Below are 7,382 nucleotides of genomic sequence, written 5' to 3'. Positions count from 1 at the left end.
TCCAGGCGGACCTCAAGCAGCGGCTGCCCGAACTGTCGATCAACATGGGTGGTGCCACCTCGATCGACATCACGCAGAAGGGCGTCGACAAGGCGTACGGCCTGAAGCGCCTGCGCGACGAGAGCGGGATCGCGCTCGACAAGATGATGTTCATCGGCGATGCGATCTTCCCCGGCGGCAACGATTACCCGGCCAAGGAACTCGGGCTCGACACTGTTCGCGTGCGCGACCCCCACGACACGCTGTCGGTGATCGCGACGATCGTCGCCTGCCAGAAGTAAGGCGCAACTCCGCGTGGATGTTCCTGGATTATGGGCGCGGTTCATCGGCTGGATCGGTGACGGCACCGGGCTGCCCGACACGATCCTGCACATCCACGCCGGCATGGCAGTGCTGCTCGTTGCCCGGCTCGTCACCGGGCGCTCGCTCGGCACGCTGATCCCGCTATCGGTCGTCGTCGCGGCCGAGGCGGGTAATGAGATACTAGACCGGCTGCACTATGGCTCGTGGCGCTGGGCGGACACGCTCAGCGACATCGGCAACACCTTGTTCTGGCCCGCGGTCATCTGCCTCGCGGTACGCTTGCGTCCCATGGTCCCGCGCGACGCGGTGCGGCATAGCCAAGAGCCTGCCGCGATCGTTCACGAACCGGCATCATAACGTCGCCGGGCGCTGAACAGTTAGGTCAGAAGCGGTATCAATCTGAAGGTCAGTGGATCATCGCCTGCGCTCGCCCGGCAAGCCGCTCGACCGCCGCAGCGTGGATGCCGCGCGTGCTGGTCAGCACGCCGAACGCGCGCGGCTTGGGCTTGTTGAACACCAGTGGTCGGCCCAGCGCGTCGGTGATGCTCGCACCCGCTTCCTGCGCCACCAGCGCGGCGGCGGCGATGTCCCACTCGTTACCCCAGCGTAGCGTTGCGACCAGATCGGCGCGGTCGTCGGCGACCATCGCCATGCGCAGCGCGATCGAGTTCGGCTTCTCGACCGCCGTCAGATCACGGTCGGCCTTTGGCAGCGCGTCGGCGGGCACGCGCGCGCCGACGATGTCGGCCCGGTCGCCCGCCTGCACGGACGCGCCGTTCAGCGTCGTGCCGCCGTCAGCCACCGCGCGCCACACCTCGCCGCGTGCAGGTGCGTCAAGAACCGCGATCACCACGCGTCCTTCCTCGACCAGCGCGACCGAAACGCACCAGCCGCTGCGCCCTCGGATATAGTCGCGCGTGCCGTCGATCGGATCGACCACCCAGACATAGCGCGCCGACAGCCGCTCGGGATTGTCGGCGGTCTCCTCCGACAGCCAACCGGCCTGCGGCAGCAGCGCCGACAGCCGCGCATGCAGCATGCGGTCGACGTCGAGATCGACCTCGCACACCGGGCTGCCGTCGCTCTTCTCGGTACGCGCGAAATCGGTATGCCAGCGCGCCATCGCCATCGCCGCAGCCTCGCGCGCCGCGGCGGCGACCGCGTCGGCGAGCACGTGCAGGTCAGGGGCGACGCCCGCGTCAGCCACCCGCGACCGTCATCCCGTCGACGCGGATCGTCGGCACGTTGATGCCGTAGCGGAAGGCGAGGTCGTTGGCGGGTACGAGGCTGCGGAACATGTCGCGCAGATTGCCCGCAATCGTGAACTCGGCGACCGGACGTGTGATCTCACCATTCTCGATCAGGAACCCAGCCGCACCGCGGCTGTAATCGCCGGTCACCGGGTTGACGCCCTGGCCGATCAGTTCGGTCACGTAGACGCCGAGCACGATGTCCGCGATCAGTGTCGCAACCGGTACGTGCCCCGTCTGCATGAACAGGTTGCTGGTGGTGACGCCGGGTGCGCCGTTCACCCCCCGCGCCGCGTGGCCGGTCGGCTCGAGCCCTAACTGCCGCGCCGACGCCGAGTCGAGCAGCCACGTCTCTAGCATTCCGTTCTCGATGATCGAGCACGGCGAGACCGGCAGCCCCTCGCCGTCGAACGGGCGTGAGCGCAACCCATGCGGGCGATGCGGGTCGTCGCAGATCGTGACGCCGGGGGCGAACACCTCCGTTCCCATCGCGTCCAGCAGGAAGCTCGTCTTGCGCGTGATCGCCTGGCCCGAGATCGCACCGGCCAGGTGACCGAGCAGGCTCGATCCGACGCGCGGATCGAATACCACAGGTACCGCGCCGCTCGCCACCCGACCGGGGTTCAGCCGTGCCACCGCGCGCTCGCCTGCGCGCCGACCGATCTCGTGCGGCGCGTCGAGCCGCTGGCGATGCCGTGCGGAGTGGAACGCGTAATCACGCTGCATCCCGCCACCTTCGCCCGCGATCACGCTCGCCGACACGCTGTAGCCGGTGGTCGCATAGGCGCCCGCGAAGCCGTGGCTGGTGGCGAGCGCCCAGACGCTCGACGACGCGCCCGCGCCGCCGCCCTCGCTATTGGTGACGCCTGGCACCGCACGCGCGGCTTCCTCCGCCTGCGACGCCAGCTCGCGCAATTCCGCCGGCGTCACCGCGCCGTCGTCGGCCAGATCGAGCAATGGTGCGGCGCCGTGCATCAACCGCTCCTCGGGTGCGAGTCCGGCCCATTGATCCTCCGGCGCCTCGCGCGCCATCGCGACGGCACGCTCGACCAGCGCGTCCATCGCCTGCGACGACAAGTCGGAGGTCGACACGCTCGCCGAGCGCTGCCCTACGAAGACGCGCAGGCCCAGTTCTTCCGCCTCGGACCGGCCGACATCCTCCAGCTTGCCGAGCCGCACCGACACCTCGCTCGATGCATCGGCGGCGAAGACGGCGTCGGCGGCATCGGCCCCGGCGGCGGTGGCTCGGCGGACGATGTCGTGGGCGCGCTCCTGCGCCTGATTGGGGGTAAGCATGTCGGCGACTTAGGGGGCAGGGATGGTGATTACCACTCCCGGCGACGCCTGCGATGCTACAGCGGCGTGCCGACCACCACGCAGGCGAGAAACATCAGCAGCCCAGCAGTGCGGTTCGACCGAAATCGCGCCAGTGCGCCTGCACCGCCACCCTTGGCATCGTCGGGCACGAGCGTCGCGACCTGCCACGCCAGATGCGCAGCCACCGGCAGCAGAGCGACGAGCGCGAGCGGGTCAGCGCGCACCTGCCACAAGGCCGCCGCCCACAGAATCACAGCGACCATATAGCAGAGTCCGACGCCGCCGCGTACGTGCCGCCCCATGCGCAGCGCCGACGATCGGATGCCGACCAGCGCATCGTCCTCGCGGTCCTGCAGCGCGTAGATCGTGTCATAGCCCACGACCCAGAATATACTGCCGGCGTAGAGCAGCACGCCGCCCGCGCTCAGCGATCCTCCAGCCTCGGTCCAGCCGACCAAAGCCGCCCAGGAGAACACGAGCCCAAGCCACACCTGCGGCCACCAAGTGATCCGCTTCATGAACGGATAGGCCGCGACCGGCAGGATTGCCGCGACCGAGACGATTGCGGCCGGCCAGTGGAGTTGCAGCAGCACGACCAGCCCGATCAGGCACAGCAGCAACAACCACACCCAAGCCGCGCGCATCGACACCGCACCCGAGGCGAGCGGCCGATTGCGCGTCCGCTCGACGCTCGCGTCGAGGTCGCGGTCGACGATGTCGTTGTAGACGCAGCCTGCGCCGCGCATCGCGATCGCGCCGAGAAGAAGCCACAGAATAAGGCTCCAGCGCTCGACCGCGCCACCCGCCAGCGCGACGGCCCAGGCGCCGGGCCAGAACAGCAGCCACCAGCCGATCGGCCGATCGAACCGCGCCAGCAGCGCGAACCCGCGCAAGCGCGGCGGCAGCAGAGCGACGAGCCCGCGATGCTCGCTGTCGGGGGTGAGGTCGGGAGCAGGGGAGGCAGTCACCCGATCAGCCCTTATCGTCAATCGGCAGGCGTCGCCAAGCACAAGGCCTCGGCACATCCGGTCTTAAATCGGTCCGATTGCATCCCTATGTCCGCATCCATGAAGCGTTTGATCCTCGCCGCCCTCGCGTTCGCCTTGGCCACGCCCGCGATCGCTGCTCCCGCCGCCACGCCTGCGGGCACGTGGCGCAACGCGCGCGACAGCGTGCGCATTCGCGTTGCGCCCTGCGGTGCGGGCCTGTGCGGCACCGTCGTCGCGGCCGACCAGCGCGCGCGCGATGACGCCGCGGCGGGCGGCACCGACCGGCTGATCGGCACGCAGCTGTTCCGCGACTTCCGCCGCGGCCCTGGTGGTGCGTGGCAGGGCACCGTGTTCGTTCCCGATCTGGGGCAGGAGTTCGACGGTACCCTCTCGTTGCAGGGCGCGAACACGCTGGTCGGCACCGGCTGCGTGCTGCCGGGATTGTGCAAGTCGCAGACCTGGACCCGCGTCGCGGCCAAATAGCGCGTGGTTCATATCTCGGTCGCGATCGGCCGCTTCTTCGAGGCGCTGTTCTTCGCGATCGTCCGCGTCGCCGGGGTGGTCGCTGGCGTCGTTGCCGGGGTTGCGCTCGCGGGCGCGATCCTGTTTCTCGTTGCGCGTTGGCTGATCGTGCGCGGACGGAGGAATTGATGGGAGCGACCCCTGCGTGGCCGCCGCGCTCGACGCCGCGGCTGTTCGTCGAGGCACCACTCGCGCCGGGCGCGCTGACACTGTCGGGGCCGCAGGCGCACTATCTCGTCTCGGTTATGCGGATGAAGGCGGGCGATCCGGTCAAGCTGTTCGATGGGGTTAGCGGCGAGTGGCTCGCCGTCGCGACCGATGTCGCGCGCCGCGATGTGACACTGGACGTGCAGCAACAGCTCGCCCCGCTCGAGCACGTCCCCGATTTGTGGCTCTGTGCCGCGCCGCTGAAGAAGGGCCGTGTTGACTGGATGGCGGAAAAGGCGTGCGAACTGGGCGTCGCGCGGTTCGTGCCCGTCGTTACCCGCCGCACTGTGGTCGACAAGCCGAATACCGAGCGTCTCGCCGCGCACATGATCGAGGCGGCCGAGCAATGCGGCCGCACCGCGGTGCCGCAGGTCGCCGAGCCGGTGAAGCTCACTGCCTTGTTGCGCGACTGGGCAACGGAGCGCCACCTGTTCTTCGCCGATGAACTGGGCGGCGCTCCTGCGGCGGAGGCGATGCGGGGGGCACCCGGTCCGGCTGCGATCCTGATCGGTCCCGAGGGCGGCTTCGACGACGACGAGCGCGCCGCGATCCGTGAGTTCCGCCAGGCCATACCCATCGCACTTGGCCCGCGCATCCTGCGCGCGGACACCGCAGCGGCGGCGGCAGTCGCGCTGTGGATGGCGTCCGCGGGTGACTGGCGGTAGCACTGCTGCCGTGACCGACTCGCACTACGAACACCAGTACCTCGATTTGCTCCGCCGCGTGTGGGAGCATGGCGACGAGCGCCGCGACCGTACCGGCGTCGGCACGCGCGCGATCTTCGGCCCGCAGCTGCGTTTCTCGCTCGACGGTGGTGCGGTGCCGCTGCTGACCACCAAGCGCGTCGCGTGGAAGACCGCGGCGCGCGAGATGCTGTGGTTCCTCTCCGGCGACACCAACATCCGTTCGTTGGTCGAACAGAAGGTGCATATCTGGACCGAGTGGCCGCTCGATCGCTACCGCCGCGAGACCGGTGAGGCGATCGAGCGCGATACGTTCGAGGCGCGCATTCTGGCCGACGATGCGTTTGCGGCCGAATGGGGTGACCTGGGCCCGGTCTACGGCAAGCAATGGGTTGACTGGCCGACCTATGAGCCAGCGGGCGACGACCTGTTCCGCCGCGGCACCGGGGTCAATCAGATCGCCGAGCTGGTCGAGGCGATACGCACCAATCCGACCTCGCGCCGGCTGCTGTTCACCGGCTGGAACGTCGCCGAAGTGAACCGCATGGCGCTGCCGCCGTGCCACATGACGTACCAGTTCTTCGTCGCGAACGGCCGCTTGTCGGGGCTGCTGTGGCAGCGGTCGTGCGACCTCGGGCTCGGCTTCGCGTTCAACGCCTTCTCCGCCGCGATGCTGGTTCACATGCTGGCGCAGCAATGCGACCTGTTGCCCGGCGAACTGGTGTGGAGCGGCGGCGACGCGCACATCTATTTGAACCACGAGCATCTGGTCCGCGAGCAGCTGTCGCGCGAACCCCGCGGCCATCCGCGGCTCGAACTGCTGCGACGCCCGGCCTCGATCTTCGATTATCAAATCGACGATTTTCGCGTCGTCGATTACGATCCGCACCCGCATATCGCAGCACCGGTCGCGGTCTGAATATGAGCGTCACCTTCGTCCTCGCCCGCGCGGAGAACGGCGTCATCGGGGTGGACGGCAAGCTGCCGTGGCATCTCCCCGCCGACCTGCGCCATTTCAAGGCACTGACGATGGGCCGCGCGATGGTGATGGGACGCAAGACGTTTGAGAGCTTTCCCGCTCCCTTGCCCGGACGGCGCCATATCGTGCTCACCCGCGACCCGCAGTGGCAGGCGGCGGGCGCGGAGGTCGTCCATGATCCGGCCGCCGCGCTGCGCGTCGCCGGCAAACAGGTCGCGGTGATCGGCGGCGCTGAGATCTTCGCGCTGTTCTTGCCCCGCGCCGCGGCGATCGAGCTGACCGAGGTGCACGCCGCACCCGCGGGCGACGCGATCGTCCCGCCGTTCACCGGCTGGCGCGAGGTATCGCGTGAGGATCATGCGGCGGAAGGGCAGCGCCCTGCCTACAGCTTCGTCCGGCTCGAGCGGTGAGCGCGCGCATACTTGTCGCCCCGCGCGCCCGGCCGTAGAGCGCGCGGCATGGAGCGCCTCGACGGCAGCGCCGCGGTGCCGCCGCATCTCGCCGGCGGGATTGTCGCGCTCGGCAACTTCGACGGATTTCACCTCGGGCATCAGGCAGTGGTCGCGCGCGCGGTCGAGCGTGCGCGGGCAGAAGGACGCCCCGCGCTCGTCGCTACGTTCGATCCGCACCCGGTACGCTTCTTCCGCCCCGACACAGCCCCGTTCCGCCTCTCAACTCTCGACCAGCGCGAGCGGCTGTTCGCCGCCGCGGGTGCCGACGCGATGGTGGTGTTCGACTTTAACGCCGCCTTTGCGGCGCTGACGGCGGAGCAGTTCGTGACCGAGCGGCTGGTCGATCGCCTGCGCGTCGCGGGCGTCGTCACCGGCGAGGATTTCACCTTCGGCAAGGGCAAGGTCGGTGATGCGGCGGGCCTTGCCGTGTATGGCGACGCGCTGGGCTTTACCGCCGAAACGGTCGGGGCAGTGACGCTGGCAGGCGAGACGGTCTCCTCCACCCGGGTCCGCGACCTGTTGCGCAGCGGCGATCCGGCGGGTGCCGCGCGCCTGCTAACGCGCCCGTTCGCGATAGAAGGCGTGGTGCAGCACGGCGACAAGGTCGGCCGCACGATCGGCTATCCGACTGCCAACATCGACATGGGACGCTACCTGCGCCCGGCCTACGGCATCTACGC

The 7,382-nt window shown here is 69.2% G+C and carries 11 protein-coding genes; 8 read left to right on the top strand and 3 right to left on the bottom strand.

The annotated features are described in order from the left end of the window. Together QZ847_RS02320 and QZ847_RS02315 are read left to right on the top strand one after the other, a co-directional pair. Positions 1 to 281 (top strand): HAD hydrolase family protein (locus tag QZ847_RS02320; RefSeq protein WP_294352719.1); only part of this gene is annotated, 281 nt, incomplete at its 5' end. A 13-nt stretch (positions 282 to 294) separates the two neighbouring features. Beyond that, positions 295 to 660, top strand: coding sequence for a hypothetical protein (locus tag QZ847_RS02315; protein WP_294352718.1), 366 nt, complete (start codon positions 295 to 297; stop codon positions 658 to 660). Positions 661 to 709: 49 nt separating this feature from the next. On the opposite strand, the gene QZ847_RS02310 is transcribed toward QZ847_RS02315, so the two are convergent. The 3 genes from QZ847_RS02310 to ubiA are packed head-to-tail and all read right to left on the bottom strand — an operon-like array spanning position 710 to position 3,778. Next, entirely contained in the window at positions 710 to 1,510 is an 801-nt protein-coding gene (locus tag QZ847_RS02310; RefSeq protein ID WP_294352717.1) for a 3'(2'),5'-bisphosphate nucleotidase CysQ, read from the bottom strand. Continuing rightward, positions 1,503 to 2,849 carry a TldD/PmbA family protein gene (locus tag QZ847_RS02305; protein ID WP_294352716.1) on the bottom strand — a complete coding sequence of 449 codons (1,347 nt, stop codon included), beginning with the start codon at positions 2,847 to 2,849 and terminating at the stop codon, positions 1,503 to 1,505. The genes QZ847_RS02310 and QZ847_RS02305 overlap by 8 nt, the downstream gene beginning before the upstream one ends. Before the next feature lie 56 nt (positions 2,850 to 2,905). Beyond that, the gene (gene ubiA / locus QZ847_RS02300) at positions 2,906 to 3,778 is read right to left on the bottom strand and encodes a 4-hydroxybenzoate octaprenyltransferase (protein WP_366930162.1); all 873 of its coding nucleotides are present in this window, start codon (positions 3,776 to 3,778) and stop codon (positions 2,906 to 2,908) included. Positions 3,779 to 3,937: 159 nt separating this feature from the next. Here ubiA and QZ847_RS02295 point away from each other — a divergent pair, with 159 nt between their 5' ends. The 6 genes from QZ847_RS02295 to QZ847_RS02270 all read left to right on the top strand — a co-directional run. After that, the gene (locus tag QZ847_RS02295; protein WP_294352714.1) at positions 3,938 to 4,342 is read left to right on the top strand and encodes a DUF2147 domain-containing protein; all 405 of its coding nucleotides are present in this window, start codon (positions 3,938 to 3,940) and stop codon (positions 4,340 to 4,342) included. A 3-nt stretch (positions 4,343 to 4,345) separates the two neighbouring features. Then, the gene (locus QZ847_RS02290) at positions 4,346 to 4,510 is read left to right on the top strand and encodes a hypothetical protein (protein WP_294352713.1); all 165 of its coding nucleotides are present in this window, start codon (positions 4,346 to 4,348) and stop codon (positions 4,508 to 4,510) included. Then, positions 4,510 to 5,253 carry a 16S rRNA (uracil(1498)-N(3))-methyltransferase gene (locus QZ847_RS02285; protein ID WP_294352712.1) on the top strand — a complete coding sequence of 248 codons (744 nt, stop codon included), beginning with the start codon at positions 4,510 to 4,512 and terminating at the stop codon, positions 5,251 to 5,253. Before QZ847_RS02290 ends, QZ847_RS02285 begins: the two co-directional genes overlap by 1 nt. Positions 5,254 to 5,263: 10 nt before the next feature. Further along, positions 5,264 to 6,190, top strand: a complete 927-nt coding sequence (gene thyA / locus QZ847_RS02280; protein WP_294352711.1) for a thymidylate synthase — start codon at positions 5,264 to 5,266, stop codon at positions 6,188 to 6,190. 2 nt (positions 6,191 to 6,192) lie between these two features. Then, positions 6,193 to 6,660: a dihydrofolate reductase gene (locus tag QZ847_RS02275; RefSeq protein WP_294352710.1), complete on the top strand. Its 468-nt coding sequence runs from the start codon at positions 6,193 to 6,195 to the stop codon at positions 6,658 to 6,660. 48 nt (positions 6,661 to 6,708) lie between these two features. Continuing rightward, positions 6,709 to 7,382, top strand: a 674-nt coding sequence (locus QZ847_RS02270; protein ID WP_294352709.1) for a bifunctional riboflavin kinase/FMN adenylyltransferase, incomplete at its 3' end; no start/stop codon positions are given.

Origin of the sequence: uncultured Sphingomonas sp., from assembly GCF_913778135.1 — a bacterium.
Classification (GTDB): domain Bacteria; phylum Pseudomonadota; class Alphaproteobacteria; order Sphingomonadales; family Sphingomonadaceae; genus Sphingomonas.
The sequence above is the reverse complement of the archived record's forward strand: the minus strand, read 5'-3'. Positions and strand labels throughout refer to the sequence as shown.